A 23,200-nucleotide genomic window follows, 5' to 3' on the forward strand; every position below is an offset into this window, starting at 1 on the left:
AATATACTCCTGTTGCTGATGATCGGAAGTGTGCCTCCTCCTGTAAGCGCTCTCCTGTGGTGGCCTATTGCCGGGTGGAGGCGCATAGCGGCATTTGTCCAATTATCTGCGCTCAGGGAGACACTTGCCGTTACCGGGGGTGGCGGGATACATAGACTATGGTGTAACCCTCAGCCCGGGAGCAGCTCTGTGAAGGAAGGTGGATGAGCATGAAAAGAAAAGGAGCATCTGCCCGCCGCACGGGGCGGCGGGCAACCCGGACAACACGGCGGCCGGTGGCAAGGCCGGTACGGCGTGCTGCACTGCCGCCTGCGGTGAATCATCCGCAGCCTGAGGTGTCGGTTATTATTCCGGCCATGAATGAGGCGGCGACGATTGCCGCAGTGATTGCCGGAGCCAGAGGCGTTCATCCCCGCTGTGAGGTTATTGTGATTGTTAACGGTTCTGCGGATCAGACCGCAGATATTGCGCGCTCCTGCGGAGCTAACGTAATTGTGTATGAACAGCCGCTCGGACACGATGTCGGGCGAAGCGTAGGCGCGGAGGCGGCAAAGGGAGCGGTTCTGCTGTTCACAGACGGGGATCTGGTGATCCCCGCCTCGCAGCTGCGTCCCTTCGTAAACGCGGTCAGCGGCGGAGCGGATCTGGCCTTGAATGATTATTCCGGCCCGGTCCGCAGCAGATTTCCGCATCCGGTGGTGTTATCCAAGCATGTGCTGAATCTTCTGCTCGGAAGGTCTGAGCTGAAGGGCTGCTCCTTGACCGCCGTTCCTCATGCGATTAGCCGCAGGGCGCTAGATGTTCTGGGCAGCGGTCTGCTGTCGAGGCCGCCGCTCGCACATGCGCAGGCAGTACTGGAGGGTCTGGTTGTGACGGCGGTGCATAACGTGCCTGTGGGCAGGATGAATGCGGTCCGCCGGAAGCACAGCGGCAGTGATCTTCTGCAGGAGGCTATCCTCAGAGACCACCTGGATGCTGTAGCAATGGTGCTGGAACGCAAGGGCGGCCGGGCTGGCTTCGGGGACGGCATCCGGCGAAGGGAGATGGTGAGATGATGGGAGCGCGGGAAGTATCCGTCAGCGGCCGGTCTTCAGCGGGGCGTACTGCTCCTGGAAGCAGCGGCTCTACAGGCCGCTCCGCCAGACGCAGCGCAGTAGTGCGTGGAGGCGCAGCTAAGCGGCGGTCCGCGAAGCGCCGCAACAAGCCTGCGGCGGCGGGCCCTGGCCTCTCCCGGTCCAAGCGGAAGCCCGCTTCCGGGCGTAGGGGCCTGTCCCTGCCGGCATCTCAGGGTTCGCTGTCGGTCATTATCTCGGCCAGGAATGAGGAGCAGACGTTGCCGAAGCTGTTGGAGCAGGTGGAACGCCTGAAGCCGCAAGAAATTATTGTTGTGCTCAATGGATGTAATGACCGCAGCTTTCAGCGGACCCGGCTATGTGCTCAGGCAAGTATAGTGTACATTCCGGAATCTGCCGGACATGATGTGGGACGTTCTCTTGGCGCCAAGCTTAGCCGGGGAGATATCCTGTTGTTTCTGGACGGCGATATGGTGATCTCCGCCGGACAGCTGTCCTCTTTTGTGGCTGCGGTGGACCGGGGGGTGGATGTGGCGCTCAATGACCTTGATCCGCTGCTGCCGCCCTTCGGGCTAAGTGATGCGGTTACTCGCTGCAAGCTCTACCTGAATCAGGTTCTGGGCCGCCCTGATCTTGGAGCAAGCTCCATGACGGCGGTTCCGCATGCCTTATCCCGCCGGGCGCTGGAGAGAATCGGCTACCGTGAGCTGATGGTGCCGCCTCGGGCGCTGGCGCTCTCCATTCTGGGCCGCCTGCGGGTGGAGAAGGCCGGAGGGGTGAATGTGATCAAGCAGAACCGGCTGCGCCAGGGCAACACGGGTGCCGGGAATGCTATGGAGCAGCTGATTGCCGGTGATCACGCGGAAGCCCTGGTCTGTGTGATTGCCCACCAGCAGAGCAGCGGGCAGCTGTCGGCCGATAATTTGCTGGAGCACCGCCGGCAGATTGCCGCCTGGAGGAACGCGTTATGACAATGACGAGCATTATTATTCCTACGTATAACAGGCTTGGGCTGCTGCGTTCCTGCGTCGAATCGATCAGAGCGCATACCCGGTCAGCCTATGAGATTATTGTAGTGGACAATGCCTCGGATGATGGTACCGAAGCCTATTGCCGTGCCAGCAAGCTGAAGTTCATTTCCCTCCCGGAGAACCGCGGTTTTCCGCTGGCCTGCAATATTGGGCTTCAGCTGGCTGCGGGGGAGGAGCTGCTGCTGCTGAACAATGACGTCATTGTGTCGCAAGGCTGGCTGGATAATCTGAAGAGCGCTTTGTACAGTGCCTCCGATATAGGAATTGTCGGACCGGTGACGAATTATGCCAGCGGACGGCAGCAGGTACAGACCGGCTATACCGATATTGCAGGGTTCCATGCCGAGGCGCTCCGGGCCAATATTCCTGATGCAGCGAAGTGGGTGGAGACCCGAAGGCTTGTAGGTCTGTGCTTTTTATTCAAAAGACAGCTTATGGACGCGATCGGCCTGCTCGATGAACGATTCTCGCCGGGCCATTATGAGGATGACGATTACTGCTACCGTGCCCGGCTGAAGGGATACCGGCTGCTGATTGCCGGAGATTGCCTGGTTCATCATGAAGGCAGCGCCAGCTTCAAGGAGGTCTATTCCGCCTCATTGCAGGAGCTGGTGGAGCGCAACCGCAGGTTTTTTATAGAGAAGTGGCAAGTGGACCCGGCGCAGTTCATCTGAGGCCGCTGGCCGAAGGCAAAAGACGTAGAGAAAGAGGAGGAACGTAAGTGAAAGGAGTCATACTGGCAGGCGGAACAGGAACAAGGCTATACCCGCTCACCCGGCTGATGAACAAACATTTGCTTCCGGTCGGCAAATACCCTATGGTGTGCTACGGGATTGAGCGGCTGCGCCAGGGGGGGATCACCGATATTCTCCTGGTCATCAGCAAACAGTCCGCAGGACAGTACACTGACTTTTTGGGCAGCGGCGCTGAATTTGGCGTATCCCTGACTTACAAAATCCAGGAGGCGGCAGGCGGCATCGCGGAAGCGCTGGAGCTGGCGGAAGGATTCATCCTGCCGGGGGAACGGTTTGTCGTGCTGCTGGGGGATAATCTGTTCAAGGATAGTCTGGAGCCTTACGTGAAGAGTTATCTGCAGCAGCCGGCGGGGACCGCGAAGGTGCTCCTGAAGCCTGTGGAGGATGCGCGCAGATACGGGGTTCCGGTGTTTGACAGCGCCGATGCCTCCCTGATAGCTTACATTGAAGAGAAGCCGGAGCAGCCGAAGACGAAATTCTGTGTCACAGGCATATATATGTACGATGAAGCAGTATTCGATATCATCCGTCGGATTTCGCCTTCCAGAAGGGGCGAGCTGGAGATTACCGATGTGAACAACCTGTATGCTGTAGAGCGCAAGCTAAGCTATGATGTGCTGCAAGGCTGGTGGAGTGACGCGGGAACCTTCCAGTCTCTGCGCGAAGCCGGAGATAAGCTGAGAGATACGCTGCCCTGAGGGGCGGCGTTTTTTTGGTAGGTGAGGGCGATTATTGAACGCGGTGGAAGGGGGGAGAGCGGGTGAGAGGGAGAGGGAAGAGTAATTAGTTGGTCTACATAGGAAGAGGAAGAGGAAGAGGAAGAGGAAGAGGAAGAGGATTGAAGGAAACTTGAGTGGTAAAAGGTAACTAAAGGGACAAATCCCATAGAATTCGCCGGAAGTGGGCTGGCGGCTGGAAGGAGAGGGATAAATCCCTCTGAATTCACCAAAAGTCGGTGCTGGGCTAAAATGAAGAGCATAAATGCCCCTGAATCGGGTAAAAGTCGGCGTTCGACAGAAATGAAGAGCATAAATGCCCCTGAATCGGGTAAAAGTCGGCGTTCGGCAGAAATGAAGAGCATAAATGCCCCTGAATCGGGCAAAAAGTCGGCGCTGGGCTAAAATGAAGAGCACAAATGCCCCTGAATCCGCCGAAAGCGGGCGCAGGGGTCGAAAGTCGGTTCTAACTCCCCCGGCGTGCAGTGCAGCCGTTTCAGCTTGCAGCCTTTTACTTAACCCCCGTAGCATACAGCCCTGGGTTTATAGTCTCCAGCATGCAGCCTTCAACTTATCGCCCATAGTCCGCAGCTTATCGCCTCAGCATGAGCCCCGGCATATCGCCCTTAGCATGCAGCCCCCAGCTTGACAGCCACCACCTCATCACCATCAGTCACTGGCTGGCGGAGCGATTCTCCACCAGAACAAATCCTCGGTCTCGCGGTACAGCTCTGCACCCAGGTGCTGCAGGACACGGTGGGAGGCGAGGTTGTCCTTCTCGGTATCTGCAATGACCCAGCGTGCGCCGGGATGGCTGAAGATCCAGGCGGTGATCTGCCGCAGCGCTTCTGTGGCATAGCCCTGGCCCCGGTATCTCTCGTCCAGGACATAACCAACGATGACCTCCCCTTGCTCGTTCGGGCGGCCTTTGAGAATCAGGAAGCCGATGAGCTGCCGCTGCTCCCGGTGGATGATGGCCCACATGGTCAGCCAGCAGTAATTCTCTTCATCCTGTAGTACCTTCGCATGCCTGACCCGCATCGCATAGCGCATCTCTTCATCATCCATCAGGGTTGCGGTTGCCGTCACGTTCAGGCCCAGCGCCTGCTCCAGCCCGGCGTAATCCGCTAAGGCTAACGCCAGCTCGGATGCGCTCAGAGGAGATAGGTCCAGGTGTTCACCTGTAAGTTTCATAGATTGCCTCCAGTTCTAATCCGGGTACATAGATGCGGACATACACCATTAGGAAGTATTTTCAGCCAAGCATAGTCTGCCATCCTGTTCCTTGTCAATATGCTCCAGCTTGCAGCCTTCTCCGTACCTTGAAGCGGAAGCGGACACGGGGATTCGAACGTTGAAATTAATGGTCATCTTGCGGCATGTCCCAGCCCAACTTGCGGCGCTTCTCCGGCACCGTCAAGGCGGATGCCGCATATGCTGTAGCAGGGCGTTTGAGCAAAGGAGACATGAAGGTGCAGAGTAAAATTACAAAAGTCCTGCAGCACATGGCCCATACGCACGAACAAATGGCACGGATTCTCGACGCCGAACGCCACGTAGCCGTCCGTATGTCGCAAATAGTTCACGATCTGCCGGATGCGGACCCTGATTTCGGCGGATTCAGTGGGCTGGTGGAAAGCTCAGGCCAAGTCAACAAAAATATCATTGCTTATCTCAATGCACTTGCTGATCTTGAAGAGGCGATGGCTGAGGGAGTAGGCAGGGTCATCAAGGAATTAAACGGTCAGGAAGAAGAGTAAGGGTAACGTGTAACCTGAGCAAGGAGGCGGAGGATGAGCAGAGAAAAGGCATATCTGCAAATGCTGGAGTCGACCGCTGCCATCCAGTGGAACATCGCGATGATTCTCGAGGCCAAAGCGGTGGAAGCGGAAAAAGTGAAGCAGTGGACCCATCATCATATCCACGCTAGAGCGTTCGACTCCCACGAAGACCAGTTGAAGGAATCCATCTCTATTCACGAGGTAATCGTGGAAATGGTAGAGGGGCTGACGAAGCTGGAGAACGGGCTGTACAGCAATCTGAAGGCGGTGCTGGGCAGCGGGGAAGACGAGGGCGGCGATTTCGGCGGGGATGGCGAGGGCTTCAGCTTCGGGGACGACAGCAAATGAGCGGCGGGCTGCTCTCCGAACACGCCGTCAAGCTGGAGATGATCCGCTCGATCGCCCGCAGCCAGGCAGCGCTTGCAGCCATCCTCGAGAGTATTGCTGAAGTGACGGGGCAATCGGAGCTGACAGCCCGCAAGCTGAGCGACAATATCAGGATTCTTAGCGGGTACCAGAGTTCGATGTGCCGGATGATATCCGGTATTTCGCTGCATGAGCCCAAAGAAGGAGTGCCTGCAGCCCCCTGGCTGAGCAAGGTCTGCTCAGAGGGGACCGCCAGAAGTAGATGAAGTACAGGAGGCGTAGATGATGAAGAGAAAGAGACTGGGCAAGCTTGGTTCCACGGGCAAGGGCAAGAGACGCAGACCGCTGCTGTCGCGGAAGACACGGATACGCAAAGGTCCCGGACGCAAATCGCGCAAGGGTCTGCCCGGTAAGCCGGGGAAGAAATCCCTGCAGCTGCGCAAAAAAAGAAGGCTACGCCGCCGGTTACGCAGGGTGCGCGCTGTGCAGGTCATACCGGTAATCGAAACACCATTGGTGCCGCAGGTGATTCCGCTCCCCCCGGAGCTGGGCGTCCCGCCGGAACTGCCGCCGGGAGACGCCTATCAGCAGGGCTACACCGAAGCATACAACGTGGGGTTCGACGCCGGTTTCGCCAAGGGCTTCGAGGACGGGCATAAGCTGGAGCTTGGCTGACAGAGCCGCAGGAACAGCAGCGGACCAGGGCTGCGGTTATATAGGGGCTGGCGCATATTGCGCCGCCCCTATAGCACATGGGGAACTTTGGGATAAGGCGGGCTCTCGGAATTTCCGGCCGGATATGGTAGACTTCTTAACAGAATCTTTACCGGGAACACTATTCAGGCAGGAAAGCGGGGAACACACATGATGGGTAATGAGATACGAAGAGCGCGGAGTGAGGAAATCCAGGAGATCATGAATCTGATTGCCGAATGTGTACAAGTTATGCAGGCAGGCGGAAGCGATCAATGGGATGAAGGGTACCCTAACCGGGAAGTCATTAGTGAAGATATCGGTAAGGGCACCTTATTTGTCTGCCTGGAGCATGAGGCGATTGCCGGGATTCTTGTGCTGGATGAGAACCAGGCGGAGCAATATGCAGGCATTGAATGGGAACAGCAGCAGGGGCCGCATCTGATCATGCACCGGCTCGCGGTACATCCCGAGATTCAGGGCAGAGGGATTGCCCGGCGGCTGATCGCCTTTGCCGAGGAATTCGCCCGCAGCAGCGGGTATAGAAGCATCCGGCTTGATACATATGCGAAGAATGACAGGGTGCTTAAGCTGTATCCTTCGCTCGGGTACTCGCAGAGAGGCGAAATTTGTTTTCCCGGCCGTACCGCTGCTTTTCCGGTGTTTGAGAAGGTGCTGCCAGAGAATATGGAGAGATAATTTCCGCTCAAGTGAGTTAACATTACATTGAAGTCTGGATTTCTATTCTGGAAATGTTAATTCATGTCCTAAACTCACTTTATCGAATAATAATGTTAGATTTAATAACTCTTATTGACATGAAAGTTGTCTTTGAATTATGATGGGATTATTCATAAGTAATTGAATAGTCCTTTTCGTATATCCTTAATAATTGGTTTAAGGGTCTCTACCGGGAACCGTAAATTTCTGGCTACGAAAATATGCTGAGGCATATTTTTGTGGCCTTTTTGTGTTACAGGCAGCCGGATATCAACAAGACTAGGGGGAGAAGACAATGGCGAATATCCTGATCAAGCATGCGGAGATTATTACGATGAACAAGCAGGAGGACATTATATATGGCGATATCCGTATCAAGGGCGATCTGATTGTGGAGATTGGCACCGGCCTTGAAGGGAATGGGGATGAACTTGTCATAGACGCTAAGAACCGGACGGTTATCCCCGGCTTTATCCAGACGCATATTCATCTGTGCCAGACGCTGTTCCGCGGCAAAGGGGATGATCTGGAGCTGATGGACTGGCTGCGCAAGCGGATCTGGCCGCTGGAGGCGGCGCATGACGAGGAGTCACTGTACTATTCTGCCATGCTCGGCATTGGGGAATTAATCACCAGCGGCACAACGACCATCGTGGATATGGAGACGGTACATCATACGGATTATGCCTTCCAGGCGATTGCGAAGAGCGGTATCCGCGCGTTGTCAGGGAAGGTCATGATGGACCGGAAGAACCCCGATGCACCGGCGGCCCTGCAGGAGGAGACGGCGGCTTCGCTGCAGGAGAGTGTGGATCTGCTGGAGAAATGGAACGGATATGCGAATGGCCGGATTCAGTATGCTTTTTCCCCGAGGTTTGTCATATCTTGTACGGAGCCGCTGCTGCGGGAGGTGCAGAGCCTTTCGGCCCGTTACGGGGTGAAGGTGCATACCCATGCTTCCGAGAATCTCGGCGAGATCGAGCTTGTGCAGGCGATGACCGGTATGCGCAATGTCGTCTATCTGGATCACCTGGGGCTGGCTAACGAACGTCTGATTCTGGCTCACTGTGTCTGGCTGGATGAGCAGGAAAAGCGGATTCTGCGGGACCGCGGTGTTCATGTCAGCCACTGTCCGGGCTCGAACCTCAAGCTGGCCTCCGGCATTGCTGATACGCCTGGTATGTTACATGACCATATTCACCTCAGCCTGGGTGCAGACGGCGCGCCCTGCAACAATAACCTGGATATGTTCAACGAGATGCGTCTGGCAGCAGTCATCCAAAAGCCCGCGCATGGCCCGACTACGATGGATGCCCGGAGCGTCTTTCGGATGGCGACCATCGGGGGGGCGAAGGCGGTCGGGATGGAGGATCAGATCGGCAGCATCGAGGTCGGCAAGAAGGCAGATCTGGCTATCCTTAACCTCTATAATTTCCATACCTTCCCCTCCTATGATGTGGACCCGATCTCGCGGATTGTCTACTCGGCCACCCGTGCCGATGTGGAGACAACGATGGTTGACGGTGAGATTCTTATGCACACAGGGCTGCTGAAGACCATCGACAAGGAAGTCGTGCTCCATGAAGCGAACCTTTCGATTAAAAGATTACTGGGCAGCGCGCGGCTATCCTGAGCGGTAGGGGCTCCACGCCAGTTGTTCCGGACAAACTGACTATAGTGACCGGAGGCATGATTGCAGCCTGGACCAGAAGCATCTCAGATTCAAACTGTATCCTTGCAGGGGACTTCGCGCCTCTGCTTTTTTTTGTCCTAGTAAGGATAATAACCATAATGAACCTTTTCTCCCGCTCAGTTGTTTAATAGGGTGGCCCTCTTTTGATTCCCTTTACAAGTATTGCTATACTAGAGCAACGTGAGCTTTTTACAGAAATAAGGAATTAATTTTAAACCACTATTAATGAAGAGAGTAAGAGGGGATGGCAATGAGAGAGGGCAAACCTGCGTCTGCGCAGGCGCATTTCTATATCGTGGCGGGACTGCTGTGGCTGAAACTGCTGCTGCTGAGAGGGCTGTTCTTTGACCGGATTGCCTGGGAGTGGATCGCTGCGGATCTGGCGCCGGTGCTCCTGCTGCTGGGTGTGCTGGCTGTAATTACGCCTCGGCGGATGAGAAAAGGGGTCTTCTGGACCTTCAATGGCTTATTGTCGCTGCTGCTCTTCGCGGCCAGTGTGTACTTCAATCACTTCGGCTCGGTGCCTACCTATCTGGCGCTCTATGAGCTGAACCAGGTCTTTCAGGTAAAAGAGAGTGTGGAATCTACGATTGAGTGGGTCGATTATCTGTTTTTTGCCGATCTGCTGATAGTGATAATTTATTCGCTCTTCCGCAGATGGAAAAGAGGCCCTATGCGCTGGCAGCGGGGCAGCCAGCCTGCACGCAGATCCCGGAGCATCTATCTGGTGCTGCTGCTGGTGGCAATCATAGGGGGCGGCTCGCTGTCGGCGTATTCGATTCATTCGGCCCGGGGAATTACCAATGAGCTGGTTCAGGCGGAGACGGCCGGATTCCTGAATTATGAAGTGGTGGCAGCGATCAAGGCCCGGGAGGATAACGGCCTCATCGGGACCGGTGATATTCAGGAGACGATAGCCAAGGTGAAGTCACTGGAGGCTACTTATCCATACAAGGCTGTGACAGGCGGACTGCCAGAGCATTTCGGATCGCAAAAAGGGAAAAACGTCATCATCATCCAACTGGAGGCGTTCCAGAATTTCCCGCTGCATCAGTCACTGGAGGGTCAGGAGCTGACCCCGGTGCTGAATGGTCTGGCCGGAGAGGGCTTCTATTTCCCGCATGTGTATCAGCAGGTAGGTCCGGGCAATACCTCGGATGCGGAATTCATAAGCAACACCTCGATTTATCCGATCGCTTCGCTGGCCATGTCCACAGGCTTCGGGGACCGGGAGCTGCCGGGACTGCCGCGGCTTTTGCGGGATAAGGGGTATGAGGCGTACACGTTCCATGTGAATAAGGTCGGCTTCTGGAACCGGAATGAGCTGTATCCGGCGCTTGGCTTCAACGGCTACTATGACAAAGGTTCCTTCAAGAATGACCATTTCAATTCGTTCGGAGCTTCCGATGAGCAGCTCTATGCTACTGCCGTGGAGAAGCTGGCGGTGCTGCATCAGAAGGGTACGCCTTTCTACGCCCAGCTGGTGACGGCCTCCAGCCATCATCCGTTCAAGGTGCCGGACAGCTTCCGCCGCATTCAGGTGCCGGACAAGCTCCAGGGCACGATGCTGGGCGATTATCTGAGCGCGGTGAACTATACGGATTATGCGATAGGCACACTGATTGACGGATTGAAGCAGCAGGGGATGTGGGAGGATACCGTGCTGGTGCTGTACGGTGACCATTTCGGCCTGCAGCCGAAGGACGTCCCGGCGGAGCAGGTGGAGGACGCGCTGGGCATCAAGTATGATGACCGGATCAGCCGGTTCAACATTCCGCTCCTGATCCACGTGCCCGGTATGAAGCAGGGACAGGTTGTGGAGCGGACCGGCGGACAGCTGGATGTGCTGCCGACGGTAGCCAATCTGCTCGGGGTATCGCTGAAGGACGAAGGGTTCACGGCGTTCGGGCATGATTTGCTGAATGTGGACCGTAATGTGGTGGGCATGCGCTATTATTTGCCGACAGGCTCATTTTTCAATGATGAAGTATTGTTTGTGCCCGGTAAGAGCTTCTCGGACGGTGAGGCGGTCTCGCTGGATACGCATGAGCCGGTGAAGGATTTCAGTGCCTATCAGAGCGATTACGACTATATCCTGAAGCTGATGGGCTTATCTGACGAATATGTGAAGCTGCTTCCGCAGCGTTAGGAGAATGTTATGAAAAGACTATGGAAACCCGAATACCTCATCTCGCTGGCCGGCGCTGTGCTGATCCTCTATCTGTTGTTCGTGCGGCCCTTCACAGGCGTTGCCGATAACGGCGATTTTTTGCGGATGATGAATACGGTCGGACTGAATTATTTTGATGCCGGGGAGGACTATGCCGACCGCTTCTTCAGCTACAGTCATTCTAAGTTTGCTTATGATGATCTGTTCAAGGGCTTCTACCCGTCCTCGCAAATTTTGCTGGTGCTGGTGCCAAGGCTGCTTGCGGGCTTATTTCACGGCAGCTACTTCGATATCCGTCTTCTGGCAGTGGTATATGCAGTGCTGCTGCTGGCTGCCACGTGGATGATCGTCAAGCTGGGTGCGAAGAGCTCCTATGCCACGGGCCTGCTGCTGGGTGCGGGAATGCTGTTTGTGTTCTACGATATCGGCTATCTGGCTTATTTCAACTCTCTGTTCGGCGAACCCGTGTCGATGGTCTTCATGCTGCTTACGTTCGCGCTGGGTCTGAGGCTTACCGGGCAGGAGCAGCCGTCCTCCAAAGGACTTACGCTGTTCTTCATTGCTGTGCTGTTCCTGATCTGCTCCAAAATCCAGAATGCCCCGGTCGGCCTCGCCTTCGCGCTGATCTTCCTGCGCCTGCGGACGCTGAATGGAACAGGCAGCTGGCGCAAGCTGGCGCTAAGTCTTGCGGTAGCTACGGCGCTGGTATCGGTGATTATGTATGTGGCGGCGCCGAAGGAGCTTAAGCATATCAACCTGTATCAGACGGTGTTCTTCGGCATACTGAACGAATCTCCGGATGTGCGCGGCGATCTGCGCGACCTGGGACTGCCGGAGCGCCTCGAGGTACTGGCGGGGACGAATTATTTCCAGGGGGATACGGCGATCAAGCAGGATGATCCATCGCTGGGTCCGGATTTCTATGACCGTGTCTCGCATAAGGATGTGCTTTTCTTTTATATGAAGCATCCCGGCCGGTTAATAGAGAATATGAAGTATGCGGCTGCTAACAGCATGTCCATCCGTCCCTACTATCTCGGAAGCTATGAGAAAAGCGAAGGCAAGCCTGCGGGCGCGGTAGCAGGAATGTACAGCGGGTGGAGCGAGCTCAAGAACAAGCATCTGCCCCATTCCCTCGGATTCCTGGTTATTTTCTATCTGGTGTATTACGCCGGAGTGTTCTACCAATACTTCCGTACGAAGGAGATGGCGGGGCGGATTGCCGGAGAATTGATGATGCTGCTGGGACTGATCGGCCTGTTCTCGTTCCTGGTTCCGATTCTCGGTGACGGGCGCGCGGATATCGGCAAGCATCTGTTCCTGTTCAATGTCTGCTTCGATATGATGGCGGTAGCGATGCTGGGCTGGACGCTGCATAAGCTGACGAAGCTGCTGAAATAACTTATCATGTCAAACCCTTAATTGACCCCTAGCGGATTATAGAATACAATGTGTTTGGAACTTTAGTAAAAGAGTGGAAATGGCTTGATACAGCCTCATCCTATAAGGGGGCCGCTATGGGGAATGACGAATACAAGGACAAGATTGAACAGGCAAGACAGGAACTGAACAAACTGGCCTTGGAGTACGGGATGCAGGATGTCCGGGTACTCCGCCAATCGGTGAAGCTGGATGCGCTCCTGAATGAATACAGTGATTGTAATACGGAGAAAGATGATCAGCTTTATTAGAGAAATACAGAGCAGCTATGCAAATACAAGAGACACTTTGACGGTTAACGCCGCGGAGTGTCTTTTTTTAAAATTTAAGCGTTTATATGTTTCAATCCTAACGTTCTCGCTGAAACGAATGCCGTTCTTAACAGGACGGCCGAGCCGTTTCTGCTTATAAGGGATCAGGCTCATCGCCCAGCAGCTCGCGGAGCATCTTCTCCCGGTTGGTCATGAAGGCGCGGGTGACTGTGTAATGATCCGTGTCTTCCAGCGCAACAGGCGTGATACTCTCTCCCTTCAGCAGAAGAATCTCTGCACCCGGATAGGACATCAGAATGGGGGAGTGGGTGGCGATGATGAACTGGGAATTCTGCGCAGCCAGCTCATGCATCCGCGCCAGCAGTGACATCTGCCGCAGGGGAGACAAAGCGGCTTCGGGCTCGTCCAGAATATAGATGCCCTGTCCGCCAAAGCGGTGAACGAATGTGGAGAAGAAGGATTCTCCATGCGACTGCTCATGCAGCGAGCTTCCTCCATAGGAGTCTTTAATCCGGTTCCCCGCGCCCGGCTCCTCATCCAGCTCATCGATATAAGAAGCCACATTGTAGTAGCTCTCCGCACGCAGGAAAAAGCCGTCCTTCGGCCGCTTCACCCCTTTGGCAATCCGCAAATATTCGTAGAGACTGGAATGCGAGGCGCGGGTATTAAACGAGAAATTCAGCGTCCCCCCTTCCGGATTGAACCCCCAGGCAGCAGCAATGCCCTCTAACAAGGTAGACTTCCCGCTACCGTTCTCTCCTACCAGAAAAGTGACCTGCTTCTGAAAAGCAAGCCGGTCCAGGGTGCGTACCACCGGCAGATTAAAAGGATAGCTTCCAAAGGAAGGGACTGCATCGCGCAGCAGCTCGACATGGCGCAGATACAGCATAGGGCCATAGATGGAACTCATATCTTAGTGCCTCCTCAGTAGGTGTTTCCCTAATTGTAGATGATTCCCGTTGTCCCCGCAAAGTACCTGAACAAGCATCGGAGTACAGAGCATGCACTCATGGACAAGAGTGGACGGATTCTGTAGAGGTTCGGGCCAAGCGGGCGAAAGACCGGGGGCATATGCCAATTTCGGTGTGATACAGACAGATGTCCATGAGGCGGATGCTGACTCCGCATATAGTACTACTGTCTTGAGAATATAACGGGGCAGGGTGAAGGCCGTGAAAACAAAAAAGAGAGGCGGGCTTCCACAGGATTACCGGGATGGCTATCTGCAAGGGTACCATCTCGGCCTGTGCGAAGCCGTGAAGCGCCTGAATACCCTTGAAGTGGGGGAATGTCAGCCGTTAAAACTGATGTATGTTCCCCAGGGGTTTCAGGCGATCGATGCGGGAGTCGCAGAAGCGCTGCGGCTGCTGGTAAGCGAGCTGATCATCTGTCCTCCGGAAACTATGCTGGAGGTGGCATCGCGCGAATTGCCTGAGGCGGTGCTGGTGATGAACGGGCTGCATGTATTTCCGGAGAATCATCTGGAACAAATTATGGAAATAAGACAGCTGGGTATCCCGGCGGCGATCTGGTTTGTGGATGATCCTTATTTCACCGAGGATACATCCGTCATCTGCCGGCATTACGATTATGTGTTCACGCATGAACTGGGCTGTGTGGAATTCTACCGTTCGCTGGGGACGGCGTCTGTGCACTACCTTCCGCTGTGCGTCAACCCCCAGATGTTCTACCCGCGCCACACCGGACCGCAATATCACTATGATGTCGTGTTCATCGGCAACGCCTTCCGCAACCGTACGGAGCTGTTCGATGAACTGGTCCCCTTCCTGCGGGGAAAGAAGGTGCTCATCGCCGGCGGATTCTGGGAGCGGCTGGCCCACTTCGAGGAGCTGTCTCCGTACATCCGAGAGGGCTTCATCCCGCCGGAGGAGACCGCCAATTATTACAGCGGCGCGAAGCTGGTCATTAATATCCACCGGCCCTGGGAGGGAGGGATGGACAACCGGAATACGTTCCAGCTTCCGTCCCTCTCCATTAATCCCCGGACCTATGAGATCAGCGCCTGCGGGACGATGCAGCTGACCGATATCCGGCAGGATCTGGATATCCACTACAAGCCGGGCCGGGATCTGGAGACCTTCGCTTCTGCCGATGAGCTGAAGCGCAAAATTGATTATTACCTGAAGCACGACAAGGAGCGCCGGCAGTATGCGCTGCGGGGACTGCAGACCACGCTGCGCCGGCATACCTTTACTTCGCGTCTGCCTCATTTACTGGGTGTTCTTACTTCAAGAGGGTGAATTTCATTATGGATCAAAAGGAGCGAATACTCATGAACAACGAATTTATTATGCCTGCCCCGCCGTTGCCGAGAACCCCTGCGGAGGAAGAGAAGCTGCGGGGACGTCTGACCGGCTTCAAGGGAGGCTATGACGAAGGATATCTGCGGGGACGCCTGGCTGTTCTGGACGGACGCCCGGAGGAGCCGCAGCCGGTAAGGAATATCCATGTGATGTACGTGGCCTCGGGCAAAGGGTATCCGTACTCTCCGATTGATGATGCTGTGCTCTTCGCGCTGCAAAGACTGACCACTCACGTGACGATTACCGATGTGCGCCAGAATCTGGTAGAGCTGGCTTCTGCCCAGCGTCCCGACCTCGTGCTTGTGCTGGATGGCCTGGATTTGCCCCTGGAGCAGGTGGCTATTCTGCGCGGTCAGGGCATCAAGACCGCGATCTGGCTGACCGATGATCCGTATTACACCGATTTCACAATGAAGATTGTGCCTCACTATGACTATGTATTCACACTGGAGCGTAATTGCGTAGAGATCTACCGCGGCCTTGGCTGCACGGAGGTCCACTATCTGCCCTTTGCTGCACACCGTGAGCATTACCGTCCGACTACCGGACGCTCGCCGGTCAGCCGGGATGTCAGCTTCATCGGGTCTGCCTACTGGAACCGGATTAATTTCTTCCGCGATATTATGCCGGAGCTGATGAGCTATAACACGGTCATTAACGGAATCTGGTGGGACCGGTTGCCGGAAGCACCGCTCTATGGCGACCGGATTGAGATCGGCAAATGGATGTCCCCCCAGGAGACGGCTGTAGCCTACAGCGGCTCAAAGATTGTGATCAACCTTCACCGCTCGCATATCGACGATGCCGTCAACAATAACACGCTGTATATTCCGGCCGTATCGCCGAATCCGCGCACGTTCGAGATTGCTGCCAGCGGAACGCTGCAGCTCTGCGATGCCCGTGATGATCTCGGCTCCTTCTACAAGGTGGGCGAAGAGATCGACACCTTCTCCGGCCCCCGCGAGCTGATGGACAAAATCCAGTACTATCTGACGCACGAGGAAGAGCGCCGGGAGATGTCCCTCCGCGCCTTCGAACGGACACTGAGGGATCATACGTATACCAGACGTCTGAGCCAGCTGCTTAGGGTTATTTACGGGTAAGCCAGCAGGGCAATCGTAGAACAGGCTGTCAGCAAAATGTGCGTATCACAGGGGACAGGTGTCGTGCCGGCATCTGTGCCTCCTCAATATACTGGAGTACCGGGCAGAGATGTTAGCCTGTCAGCTAATATACCCGTCCCAAGCAGGAGCACTGCTGAGTGATAACAGATTGTGTGCATTCAAAATTTAGGAGGTGAATGGCTGCTCCACAGCCCTTCGCAGGGGAGCGCCGAGACACCATGGCCGACAAAGCGACGATCGTCCTCTTTTCCCATGTCTCCAACACGCGCAGTATTACGGGTGCGGAGAAGCTGCTGTTATTCTTCAGCCGGGAGCTGTCTCCTTACTTCAATTGTATCCTCGTAGCCCCGCAGGACGGGAAGCTGACACAGCTGGCCCGGAGCTACGGCCTTCAAGTCCGGCTGATGTCTATTCCGCTGGTCTATGGAGTGTACACCCCCTATGCCGGTCTTCCGGCAGATATCCGCAAGCTGCAGGAGGGCCGGGAATATCATGAGCTGACTCACTGGCTTGCGGAGCTCCGTCCGTCCTTCGTGATCACCAGCACCTGTGTGCATGCCCTGCCGCCCATCGCGGCGAAGTCACTGGGCATACCGGTGATCTGGAAGATCTCGGAGACCATTACAGACAACGAGTTCACCCCGATCAGCGTAGAGCTGATCCACAACAACAGCGATGAGATTCTGGCGATTTCACAGACAGCAGCAGCGTGCTTCCCCGAGGAGATCCGTGATAGCAAGGTGACCCAGCTTCCTCCGTCATGGAGTGACGCGGATTTGATGTTCGAGGCCTGGAGCAAGCTGCGCGGGGAACGGCGGAGTGAGCTGAAGATCGCCCCGGGGGACCCGCTGATTGGCTATGTCTCTTCCTTCATTAATAAGGAGAAGGGGCTGGAGCATTTCGTCAAGATGGCAGTTCTGGTGCATGAGCAGCATCCGGCTGCCCGCTACCTCGTAGTGGGGACTCCCGGGGATAAAAGCTACTATGAGCGCTGTGTCCGCAAGGTGAAGCTGGAGGGTCTGACCTCACGCTTCCGGTTTGTCGGGTACGAAGAATGTCTGCCGGCTGCTTACTGCGCGATGGATCTGCTTGTTGTCCCCAGCCTGATCCGGGAAGGCTTCGGCATGACGGCCCTGGAGGGCTATGCCTTCAGCAAGCCGGTTGTCGCTTATGATTCCGGCGGCCTGCGGGAGATTCTGGACGCCGCAGGCTGCGGCGAGCTGCTAGTGCCTGCGGGAGATATGGATGCGCTGGCCGGGCGGGTGAACGCGCTGCTGGCCGACCAGGCGATGGCGGCCGGCATTGGCCGGCAGGCGCGGGAACGCATCGAGGCCGTCTACGGCCCGGCGGCTTACCGCGTCCGGCTGCAAGGCTTAGCGGAGAGGTGGCATCTCCGCTACTGCCTCCAGCCGCCGCAGCTCATCGGCGGCCCGGAAGTCCCGCCCGCAGCAGCGCCGGCGGGCGGAAAGAGCGCCCCCGCGGCACAGCCGACGCGGGGCAAGACCGGGCGCCGCGCCGCACGGCTGCGGGCCGCGAAGCTGCGGCGCGGCAGGCTGCGCCGCGCCAAGTCCCGGAGCGGCGCGGCGGGAACGCGCCCGCGCCGCAAGAAGCGCGCGGCAGGCTCCGCGCGCCGTCGGGCCAGCAGCGGCGGCAAGAAGCGCCGCGCGGGCCAGGCCGGAAGCCGCCGGAGCAAGCGGCGGCGTAAGGCATCCTGAGCAGCCTGCCCGGTTCCTAAGGGCAGGCCATAATCAAAGGGGAGTGAACCCATGAAGATCATGACGATTTTGGGCACGCGGCCCGAGATCATCCGCCTTAGCGTTATCATTCCGCTGCTGGACCGGTATGCGGAGCGGCATGTGCTGGTGCATACGGGACAGAATTTCACGGCCAGCCTCAGCGGGGTATTCTTCGCTGAGCTGGGACTCCGCGCACCGGACTACGTGCTGCAGGATAAGCAGGCCGGACTCGGGGGTCAGCTGGCCGCCATGTTCGGCAGTCTGGAGAGCATTCTGCTTCAAGAGCAGCCGGACCGCGTGCTGCTGCTGGGGGATACCAACAGTGCGCTATGTGCCATTCTGGCTGAGCGGATGGGCATTCCTGTGGTGCATATGGAAGCAGGCAACCGCTGTTACGATCTGAAAGTGCCGGAGGAGAAAAACCGCCGTGTCATAGATGCCGTCTCCACCATAAATATGCCCTATACCCAGCAGAGTAAGAGACATCTGCTCAGCGAAGGGTTCCCCAGCCAGCGTATCGTGTTAACCGGCAACCCCATCCATGAGGTGATTACGCATTACGAAGAGCAGATCGCGGCCAGTGACATCCTGTCCCGGCTGAAGCTTGAAGCCGGCCGGTATCTGCTGGTAACAGCCCACCGGGCCGAGAATGTCGATGATCCGGAGTCGCTGCTCCAGATTATGTCCGGGCTCAACCTGGTGGCTGAGCATTTGGGACTCCGCCTGATCTGCAGCATCCATCCCCGTACACGCTCCAAGCTTACGGAGCAGTTCCCGCTGAGTATGAACCCGCTGGTGGAGTTTCACGAACCTTTCGGATTTTTTGACTTTGTTCATCTGGAACGCTATGCCCTGTGCGCCATTACCGACAGCGGCACCGTTCAAGAAGAATGTTGCCTGATGGGAGTGCCTACGGTGACCATACGCCGGACGACAGAACGCCCGGAAACTATCGATTGCGGAAGTAATGTAGTGTCCGGGGTAGAACAGAACAGCATTCTGCGCTGCACCGTGCTGATGACGTCGCTTAAGCCCGATTGGGAGGCGCCGGAAGGGTATCTTGCCCAAGGTGTCTCGGTAAAGGTAGTTAAATTTCTGCTTGGAGGGAACCTGCATGTTCAATAATAAACGGATTCTGGTTACAGGCGGTACCGGTTCCTGGGGGCATGAGCTGATCCGGCAGCTGCTGCCGCAGCATCCCAAAGAAATCATCGTATTCTCCCGCAGTGAGTCTGCACAGGTAGCCATGAGCCGTGAATTTGAAGATAAGCATCTCAGCTTCATCATCGGCGATATCCGTGACAAGGATGCGCTGGTGGCTGCCTGCCGCGGTGTGGATTATGTCTTCCATCTGGCCGCGCTCAAGCATGTACCCGTCTGCGAGGACCAGCCGTACGAGGCGCTCAAGACGAATGTGGTTGGCACACAAAATGTCATCGAAGCCGCGATTGCCAACAATGTGGAGAAGGCGATTTACATTTCTACCGACAAGGCGGCCAATCCGTCGAACTTCTACGGTATGACCAAGGCCATCGGTGAGAAGCTGTTCGTCTATGCCAATCTGATCGGCTCAGGCACCAAGTTTGTTACGGTGCGCGGAGGCAATGTGCTGGGTACGAACGGCAGCGTGGTCCATCTGTTCATGAAGCAGATCAAGGACAAGGGACAGGTAAAGATTACGGATATGAACATGACCCGGTTTTTTTTCACCCTGCGCGATGCCATTACCCTGCTGTTCAAGGCTTCCGATGTCAGTATCGGCGGAGAGATCTTTGTCATGACCATGCCGACCTGCCGGATCGTGGATTTGGCCGATGTGCTGATTGAAGCTTCCGGCCGGACGGATGTCAGTATGATCGAGACCGGCATCCGCCCGGGTGAGAAAATCCATGAGATCCTGATGAGCGATTTCGAGAGCCTGACTACGGTGGTCTACGATGAGCAGTACCTGGTTATTCTGCCCACACTCGATATGCCGGAGCTGAAGGAGCATTACCGTCACTTCCCCCATGTGTCCTTCAGCAGCTTCAGCTCGGAGAATCATCTGATGGAGCAGGCTGAAATCAAAGATATCCTGATCCGGGGAGGGTTCCTCCAGTGAAGCTCCTGATTCTCGGCGGAAATGGTATGGCAGGTCATATGCTGGCGGAGTATTTTCGCCGCCAGGGCAAGCACCACATCTTCCATACAACCCGGGATAAGAAGGATCTTGGAGGGTTGTATGTAGACGCCGACGACATCGCCGGTGTAGAAAAGCTGGTTGAAATCGTCTCCCCCCATTGCATTATTAATGCGATGGGGGTACTCAATCAATTCGCCGAACGGGACCGGATCGGCGCGTATCATGTCAACGGATTTCTGCCCCACCGCCTGCGGCGGGCAGCGGACCAGATTCATGCCCGGCTCATCCATATCAGCTCCGACTGCGTGTTCGAAGGAACACGCGGCGGATATACGGAGGAGGATGCCGCGGATGGAACCTCGGTCTACGCCCTCACCAAGAGTCTTGGAGAAGTGCGCGATCCCGGACATCTCACGATCCGTACCTCTATTATCGGGCCCGAGATCCGCTCCGGCGGAATCGGCCTCATGGAATGGTTTCTGGCCCAGAAAGGCCGGGTAACCGGATATGAATGCGTGATGTGGAATGGAGTCACCACCCTGGAGCTGGCCAAAGCCATCGATTCCCTGCTGGACTCGGATCTCTCCGGGCTGATTCATCTGGCCCACCCGCAGCCCGTAAGCAAATATCAGCTGCTGCAGATGATGCAGACCGCATTTCATAAAGAGGATGTTGAGATCATCCCGCAGCAGACGCCGGTTCAGGACCGGACGCTGATCAGCACGAGAAGCGATGTCACGATTGAGCTGCCTTCCTATCCCCGGATGCTTAGCGAGCTTGCCGACTTTATGCGCAGCTCAGAGCTGCTGACATGAGCGGGCGGCGTCTCCTTATTACCGGAGCTTCCGGCTTTACCGGCAGGCATGCCGTGGCCTACTTTGCCGCCGGAGGAGCGGAGGTGACTGCTGTAGTCCGACGCAAGCCAGCTGCGGAGTTGTTCCCGGACGGCGTTCAGCAGTATGTCTGTGACCTGGGGGACCGCAGGGCTGTGGCGGCAATGATTGGAGCGGTGAAGCCGGATCAGGTGCTGCACCTGGCAGGCAAGAATTCGGTCCCGGAGTCCTGGAGGGACCCGCTGCTCTACATGGAGACCAATGTAATGGCTACTCTATATTTGCTTGAGGCGCTGCGTGTCCAGCCGGCCAGCCGTATTCTGGTGGCCGGCTCCCGGCTTAAGTATAGACCGGGTGCGGCAGACCCGCCCCATCCCTATAGCCTTAGCAAGACGCTGGAGGAGCTGGTATCGCTGGCCTGGGCAACGCTGTTTGCACAGCCGGTGCTGATGGCGGAGCCCTCGAACCTGATTGGTCCGGGTCCGTCCACCGGCTTCTGTTCCCTGCTGGCACAGCATATTGTGCGCAGTGAAGCAGCAGCTGTAACCGGATCGGCTGCACCTGCTGCGTTTCGGCTCTCCTCGCGCCATGCGCTGCGTGACTTTCTGGATGTGCGTGATGCGGTCAGGGCCTATGGCTTCATTCTGGATTCGGGCGAGACAGGAAGGATCTACCGCATTGATTCCGGGACAGAGCGGGAGCTGGGGGAGGTTGCGGCGAAGCTGCTGGCCCATGCGGCAGCTCCGGTTGCGATGGACTGGGGCCCGCAGGAGGAGCACAGTCGGGGCAATCCTTCCCCGACACCTGCCGTTCCGGCGAAGCCTCCAATTGAATCTGCTGATAGTAAGGTACCGCCTGAAGAATCGGGGGACTATGCTGTTATTTCCGGCTGGATGCCGGAGATTGCGCTGGACCGTTCGCTGGCGGATATTATCGGCTATACAAGGGCCGGTAAGGAAGGAAGGTTGTTATGAAGCCCAGAGTATCCGTAGTTATTCCTTTTTACAATTGCCCTTATATTGAGCAGGCGCTGCAGAGCGCCATAAGCCAATCCTGGCAGCCTTATGAGATTATCGTAGTGGATGACGGTTCAACTCTGCATGCAGAGCGGATTACCCCTTATCTGCCCTACATTCACTATCTGGGCAAGGCCAACGGCGGCACCGCTTCGGCACTTAACCACGGTATTGCGCATGCCACGGGAGATTACGTAGTCTGGCTCAGCTCGGATGATATGTTCTATCGTGACAAGATCAATAATCAGGTTCTGTTCATGGAACAGAACCGTTTGCTGATCTCGTACACCAACTTCAATTACATTAACGGAAACTCGCAGGCTATGGAGCTGAATGCTGCGGCCGTATTCCCGAACCAGCTTGAATATCTGCGCTGCTTCCTGTACGGCAATCCTATCAACGGCTGTACGGTGATGTTCAAGCGGGAGATCTTCGGAGCCATCGGAATGTTCGATGAAGCACTGCCGTATACCCATGATTATGATCTGTGGTACCGGGCGATTCTGAACGGTTATGCACCGGTGATGCTGAACCAGTCCTTGACGGCTTACCGCCGGCATGAGGGAATGGGCACGCTCAGACACTACGATGTCATTATGGCCGAGGCTGCAGCAACCAGTGCCCGTTATCACGCTCCCTTAAGCGCCCTGATTGCTTCCATGGGCGGCTAGCTGCCGGAGCGCGCATAGCCGGCACTGCAGCACAGCCCAAGACCAAGCAACTAACGCTTAGGAGGGAGAGCATATGTACCGGGAAATTGAAGTGAAAGACTTCCTGCCGGTCCTGCTGGAGCAGCTGAAATTCTCCGAGAGTATTCTGGATATCGGCAGCGGTACCGGTACGCTGCTGGAGCGGTATGAGGCCGCTGTAGTGCTGGGGCTGGATATCCACAGGCCTTATCTGCTGCACCGCAAATACAAGTCCCCTCATATCATTCCGGTTCATGCCGATGCCGGCCATATCGATAAGCTGTTCCTGCCGGGAACCTTCTCTGCGGTCACTCTGATCGATTCTCTGGAGCATTTTTCGATGAGTGAAGGCATAGAGCTGCTGCGTAAGGCGGAGCTTATCGCTGCGAACCGTGTCATCGTATTTACACCACGGGGCTTCTTCCCGCAGGAGGGGAAGGACCATTTCAATCTGCATGGGGAGTATTACCAGAAGCACTGGAGCGGCTGGGAGCCTGAGGACTTCCTGAAGCTGGGCTACGCTGTAACCGTACTGAAGGGATTTCACCATGCGGAGAATCCTTCATTCCGGGAAGCCTTCGGTGAGAATCACGCGCCGCTGGACGCCCTGCTCGCCTGCAAGACAGTATAAATGAACTCAGGGAGG

24 protein-coding genes and 1 riboswitch are annotated in these 23,200 nt (G+C 56.2%); of the genes, 22 read left to right on the forward strand and 2 right to left on the reverse strand.

Annotation, left to right across the window (positions count from 1 at the left end; translation table 11 throughout):
- The first annotated feature begins 209 nt into the window (after nt 1–209).
- The 4 genes from J2Z70_RS19460 to J2Z70_RS19475 are packed head-to-tail and all read left to right on the forward strand — an operon-like array spanning nt 210 to nt 3,557.
- Entirely contained in the window at nt 210–1,055 is an 846-nt protein-coding gene (locus J2Z70_RS19460; RefSeq protein ID WP_245368360.1) for a glycosyltransferase family 2 protein, read from the forward strand.
- On the forward strand, nt 1,052–2,044 hold the full coding sequence (locus J2Z70_RS19465; protein ID WP_245368361.1) for a glycosyltransferase family 2 protein: 993 nt from the start codon (nt 1,052–1,054) through the stop codon (nt 2,042–2,044). The genes J2Z70_RS19460 and J2Z70_RS19465 overlap by 4 nt, the downstream gene beginning before the upstream one ends.
- On the forward strand, nt 2,041–2,778 hold the full coding sequence (locus J2Z70_RS19470) for a glycosyltransferase family 2 protein (RefSeq protein ID WP_209875994.1): 738 nt from the start codon (nt 2,041–2,043) through the stop codon (nt 2,776–2,778). The genes J2Z70_RS19465 and J2Z70_RS19470 overlap by 4 nt, the downstream gene beginning before the upstream one ends.
- A 47-nt stretch (nt 2,779–2,825) precedes the next feature.
- Nucleotides 2,826–3,557, forward strand: coding sequence for a sugar phosphate nucleotidyltransferase (locus J2Z70_RS19475; protein ID WP_036727118.1), 732 nt, complete (start codon nt 2,826–2,828; stop codon nt 3,555–3,557).
- 687 nt (nt 3,558–4,244) lie between these two features.
- On the opposite strand, the gene J2Z70_RS19480 is transcribed toward J2Z70_RS19475, so the two are convergent.
- A complete protein-coding gene (locus tag J2Z70_RS19480; protein WP_209875996.1) occupies nt 4,245–4,769 on the reverse strand; it encodes a GNAT family N-acetyltransferase in 525 nt (174 codons plus the stop codon).
- A gap of 272 nt (nt 4,770–5,041) precedes the next feature.
- Between J2Z70_RS19480 and J2Z70_RS19485 the strand changes: the two genes are divergently transcribed.
- The 9 genes from J2Z70_RS19485 (at nt 5,042) to J2Z70_RS19525 (ending at nt 12,689) form a co-directional block, all read left to right on the forward strand.
- Nucleotides 5,042–5,335: a nucleoside-diphosphate sugar epimerase gene (locus tag J2Z70_RS19485; RefSeq protein ID WP_081751236.1), complete on the forward strand. Its 294-nt coding sequence runs from the start codon at nt 5,042–5,044 to the stop codon at nt 5,333–5,335.
- Nucleotides 5,336–5,368: 33 nt separating this feature from the next.
- Nucleotides 5,369–5,704 carry an alpha-helical endospore appendage domain-containing protein gene (locus tag J2Z70_RS19490; RefSeq protein ID WP_036727122.1) on the forward strand — a complete coding sequence of 112 codons (336 nt, stop codon included), beginning with the start codon at nt 5,369–5,371 and terminating at the stop codon, nt 5,702–5,704.
- Nucleotides 5,701–5,988, forward strand: coding sequence for a hypothetical protein (locus J2Z70_RS19495; protein ID WP_036701531.1), 288 nt, complete (start codon nt 5,701–5,703; stop codon nt 5,986–5,988). Before J2Z70_RS19490 ends, J2Z70_RS19495 begins: the two co-directional genes overlap by 4 nt.
- 19 nt (nt 5,989–6,007) lie before the next feature.
- Nucleotides 6,008–6,397: a FliH/SctL family protein gene (locus J2Z70_RS19500; RefSeq protein WP_209875998.1), complete on the forward strand. Its 390-nt coding sequence runs from the start codon at nt 6,008–6,010 to the stop codon at nt 6,395–6,397.
- A 189-nt stretch (nt 6,398–6,586) separates the two neighbouring features.
- Complete coding sequence (locus J2Z70_RS19505) at nt 6,587–7,114, forward strand: GNAT family N-acetyltransferase (RefSeq protein WP_245368362.1); 528 nt, start codon at nt 6,587–6,589, stop codon at nt 7,112–7,114.
- Between the two features lie 156 nt (nt 7,115–7,270).
- Nucleotides 7,271–7,369: riboswitch (purine riboswitch) on the forward strand.
- 61 nt (nt 7,370–7,430) lie between these two features.
- Nucleotides 7,431–8,768, forward strand: a complete 1,338-nt coding sequence (locus tag J2Z70_RS19510) for a 5'-deoxyadenosine deaminase (RefSeq protein WP_209876000.1) — start codon at nt 7,431–7,433, stop codon at nt 8,766–8,768.
- A gap of 310 nt (nt 8,769–9,078) precedes the next feature.
- Nucleotides 9,079–10,977 (forward strand): LTA synthase family protein, encoded by a 1,899-nt coding sequence (locus J2Z70_RS19515; protein ID WP_209876002.1) that lies wholly within the window; start codon nt 9,079–9,081, stop codon nt 10,975–10,977.
- Between the two features lie 9 nt (nt 10,978–10,986).
- Nucleotides 10,987–12,399 carry a glycan biosynthesis hexose transferase WsfD gene (gene wsfD / locus J2Z70_RS19520; RefSeq protein WP_209876004.1) on the forward strand — a complete coding sequence of 471 codons (1,413 nt, stop codon included), beginning with the start codon at nt 10,987–10,989 and terminating at the stop codon, nt 12,397–12,399.
- Between the two features lie 116 nt (nt 12,400–12,515).
- Nucleotides 12,516–12,689, forward strand: a complete 174-nt coding sequence (locus tag J2Z70_RS19525; protein WP_076082320.1) for an aspartyl-phosphate phosphatase Spo0E family protein — start codon at nt 12,516–12,518, stop codon at nt 12,687–12,689.
- Between the two features lie 154 nt (nt 12,690–12,843).
- Here J2Z70_RS19525 and J2Z70_RS19530 read toward each other — a convergent pair whose 3' ends face one another.
- On the reverse strand, nt 12,844–13,620 hold the full coding sequence (locus J2Z70_RS19530) for an AAA family ATPase (protein ID WP_209876006.1): 777 nt from the start codon (nt 13,618–13,620) through the stop codon (nt 12,844–12,846).
- A gap of 253 nt (nt 13,621–13,873) precedes the next feature.
- Here J2Z70_RS19530 and J2Z70_RS19535 point away from each other — a divergent pair, with 253 nt between their 5' ends.
- The 9 genes from J2Z70_RS19535 to J2Z70_RS19575 all read left to right on the forward strand — a co-directional run bounded on the left by J2Z70_RS19535 (nt 13,874) and on the right by J2Z70_RS19575 (nt 23,185).
- Entirely contained in the window at nt 13,874–14,971 is a 1,098-nt protein-coding gene (locus J2Z70_RS19535) for a CgeB family protein (RefSeq protein WP_425355120.1), read from the forward strand.
- Nucleotides 14,972–15,003: 32 nt separating this feature from the next.
- Nucleotides 15,004–16,137: a CgeB family protein gene (locus J2Z70_RS19540; RefSeq protein ID WP_209876010.1), complete on the forward strand. Its 1,134-nt coding sequence runs from the start codon at nt 15,004–15,006 to the stop codon at nt 16,135–16,137.
- 197 nt (nt 16,138–16,334) lie between these two features.
- Nucleotides 16,335–17,873: a glycosyltransferase family 4 protein gene (locus J2Z70_RS19545; protein WP_209876012.1), complete on the forward strand. Its 1,539-nt coding sequence runs from the start codon at nt 16,335–16,337 to the stop codon at nt 17,871–17,873.
- A gap of 51 nt (nt 17,874–17,924) precedes the next feature.
- Complete coding sequence (wecB, locus tag J2Z70_RS19550) at nt 17,925–19,019, forward strand: non-hydrolyzing UDP-N-acetylglucosamine 2-epimerase (protein ID WP_036727134.1); 1,095 nt, start codon at nt 17,925–17,927, stop codon at nt 19,017–19,019.
- On the forward strand, nt 19,009–19,995 hold the full coding sequence (locus J2Z70_RS19555; RefSeq protein ID WP_036727136.1) for a polysaccharide biosynthesis protein: 987 nt from the start codon (nt 19,009–19,011) through the stop codon (nt 19,993–19,995). Before wecB ends, J2Z70_RS19555 begins: the two co-directional genes overlap by 11 nt.
- A complete protein-coding gene (locus J2Z70_RS19560) occupies nt 19,992–20,831 on the forward strand; it encodes a dTDP-4-dehydrorhamnose reductase family protein (protein ID WP_036727137.1) in 840 nt (279 codons plus the stop codon). The genes J2Z70_RS19555 and J2Z70_RS19560 overlap by 4 nt, the downstream gene beginning before the upstream one ends.
- Nucleotides 20,828–21,823: an NAD-dependent epimerase/dehydratase family protein gene (locus J2Z70_RS19565; RefSeq protein ID WP_209876014.1), complete on the forward strand. Its 996-nt coding sequence runs from the start codon at nt 20,828–20,830 to the stop codon at nt 21,821–21,823. The genes J2Z70_RS19560 and J2Z70_RS19565 overlap by 4 nt, the downstream gene beginning before the upstream one ends.
- Nucleotides 21,820–22,536 carry a glycosyltransferase gene (locus J2Z70_RS19570; RefSeq protein WP_036727141.1) on the forward strand — a complete coding sequence of 239 codons (717 nt, stop codon included), beginning with the start codon at nt 21,820–21,822 and terminating at the stop codon, nt 22,534–22,536. Before J2Z70_RS19565 ends, J2Z70_RS19570 begins: the two co-directional genes overlap by 4 nt.
- Before the next feature lie 73 nt (nt 22,537–22,609).
- Complete coding sequence (locus J2Z70_RS19575) at nt 22,610–23,185, forward strand: class I SAM-dependent methyltransferase (RefSeq protein ID WP_076082334.1); 576 nt, start codon at nt 22,610–22,612, stop codon at nt 23,183–23,185.
- The last annotated feature ends 15 nt before the right edge of the window (nt 23,186–23,200 follow it).

This window comes from Paenibacillus silagei (genome assembly GCF_017874735.1).
Lineage (GTDB): Bacteria > Bacillota > Bacilli > Paenibacillales > Paenibacillaceae > Paenibacillus_AQ > Paenibacillus_AQ silagei.

Bases quoted from the DNA above. Each gene is read 5' to 3' on its own strand.
- J2Z70_RS19460 (WP_245368360.1), top strand. From the start codon at position 210: ATGAAAAGAAAAGGAGCATCTGCCCGCCGCACGGGGCGGCGGGCAACC.
- J2Z70_RS19465 (WP_245368361.1), top strand. From the start codon at position 1,052: ATGATGGGAGCGCGGGAAGTATCCGTCAGCGGCCGGTCTTCAGCGGGG.
- J2Z70_RS19470 (WP_209875994.1), top strand. From the start codon at position 2,041: ATGACAATGACGAGCATTATTATTCCTACGTATAACAGGCTTGGGCTG.
- J2Z70_RS19480 (WP_209875996.1), bottom strand. From the start codon at position 4,769: ATGAAACTTACAGGTGAACACCTGGACCTATCTCCTCTGAGCGCATCC.
- J2Z70_RS19485 (WP_081751236.1), top strand. From the start codon at position 5,042: ATGAAGGTGCAGAGTAAAATTACAAAAGTCCTGCAGCACATGGCCCAT.
- J2Z70_RS19490 (WP_036727122.1), top strand. From the start codon at position 5,369: ATGAGCAGAGAAAAGGCATATCTGCAAATGCTGGAGTCGACCGCTGCC.
- J2Z70_RS19495 (WP_036701531.1), top strand. From the start codon at position 5,701: ATGAGCGGCGGGCTGCTCTCCGAACACGCCGTCAAGCTGGAGATGATC.
- J2Z70_RS19500 (WP_209875998.1), top strand. From the start codon at position 6,008: ATGAAGAGAAAGAGACTGGGCAAGCTTGGTTCCACGGGCAAGGGCAAG.
- J2Z70_RS19505 (WP_245368362.1), top strand. From the start codon at position 6,587: ATGATGGGTAATGAGATACGAAGAGCGCGGAGTGAGGAAATCCAGGAG.
- J2Z70_RS19510 (WP_209876000.1), top strand. From the start codon at position 7,431: ATGGCGAATATCCTGATCAAGCATGCGGAGATTATTACGATGAACAAG.
- J2Z70_RS19515 (WP_209876002.1), top strand. From the start codon at position 9,079: ATGAGAGAGGGCAAACCTGCGTCTGCGCAGGCGCATTTCTATATCGTG.
- wsfD (WP_209876004.1), top strand. From the start codon at position 10,987: ATGAAAAGACTATGGAAACCCGAATACCTCATCTCGCTGGCCGGCGCT.
- J2Z70_RS19525 (WP_076082320.1), top strand. From the start codon at position 12,516: ATGGGGAATGACGAATACAAGGACAAGATTGAACAGGCAAGACAGGAA.
- J2Z70_RS19530 (WP_209876006.1), bottom strand. From the start codon at position 13,620: ATGAGTTCCATCTATGGCCCTATGCTGTATCTGCGCCATGTCGAGCTG.
- J2Z70_RS19540 (WP_209876010.1), top strand. From the start codon at position 15,004: ATGAACAACGAATTTATTATGCCTGCCCCGCCGTTGCCGAGAACCCCT.
- J2Z70_RS19545 (WP_209876012.1), top strand. From the start codon at position 16,335: ATGGCTGCTCCACAGCCCTTCGCAGGGGAGCGCCGAGACACCATGGCC.
- wecB (WP_036727134.1), top strand. From the start codon at position 17,925: ATGAAGATCATGACGATTTTGGGCACGCGGCCCGAGATCATCCGCCTT.
- J2Z70_RS19555 (WP_036727136.1), top strand. From the start codon at position 19,009: ATGTTCAATAATAAACGGATTCTGGTTACAGGCGGTACCGGTTCCTGG.
- J2Z70_RS19565 (WP_209876014.1), top strand. From the start codon at position 20,828: ATGAGCGGGCGGCGTCTCCTTATTACCGGAGCTTCCGGCTTTACCGGC.
- J2Z70_RS19570 (WP_036727141.1), top strand. From the start codon at position 21,820: ATGAAGCCCAGAGTATCCGTAGTTATTCCTTTTTACAATTGCCCTTAT.
- J2Z70_RS19575 (WP_076082334.1), top strand. From the start codon at position 22,610: ATGTACCGGGAAATTGAAGTGAAAGACTTCCTGCCGGTCCTGCTGGAG.